Source organism: Kluyvera georgiana ATCC 51603 (assembly GCF_001654985.1).
GTDB lineage: Bacteria > Pseudomonadota > Gammaproteobacteria > Enterobacterales > Enterobacteriaceae > Kluyvera > Kluyvera georgiana.
On sequence record NZ_LXEU01000133.1, the window covers coordinates 1 to 742 of the forward strand.

Consider the following 742-nt stretch of genomic DNA (forward strand, 5'->3'; position numbering starts at 1 on the left):
CCGTGGCCTTTATTAAAGACATAGGTATCGTCGCCGCTGCCACCAGAGAGTTTATCGTTGCCGGTGCCGCCGTCGAGGGTGTCATTGCCGTTGTTGCCGTTAAGGGAGTCGTTACCGGCATAGCCGTAGAGGGTATCGCCGTTATTCCAGCCGCTGAGGGTGTCATTGCCGTCGGTCCCGTAGACGGGGAAGCCCATGGCGGTGAGATCATCCATGGACAGGGTCTGGTCATCAAGGGTGATGCTGACACGCTGGTAGCTGGCAGAGCGGAAATAATCGGGCAGGGTGACGGTATCGTCAGTGCCGTAGGCGTGAATGATCAGGTCGTAACCGGACTTTTGCATGACGAGGTCGGCGGCGGTAGCCCCCTGGAACACAAGGGTGTTGATGGCGGAGGTAGCAGAGTCAGAAACGGTGTCGTGACCGTGGCCTTTATTAAAGACATAGGTATCGTCGCCGCTGCCACCAGAGAGTTTATCGTTGCCGGTGCCGCCGTCGAGGGTGTCATTGCCGTTATTGCCATTAAGGGAGTCGTTGCCGGCACCTCCGTCGAGAATGTCATTGCCATCATAGCCGCTCAGGCTGTCGTTGCCGGCATAACCATAGAGGGTATCGGCGTTATTCCAGCCGCTGAGGGTGTCATTGCCGTAGGTACCGTAGACGGGGAAGCCCATGGCGGTGAGATCAGCCATGGACAGGGTCTGGTCGTCGAGGGTGATGCTGACACGCTGGTAGCTGGCTG

Annotated in this window: 1 pseudogene; it reads right to left on the reverse strand. The window is 58.1% G+C overall.

The features are described 5' to 3' along the window. Positions 1 to 742 (reverse strand): annotated as a pseudogene (locus M989_RS25765) (calcium-binding protein); the annotation flags it as partial.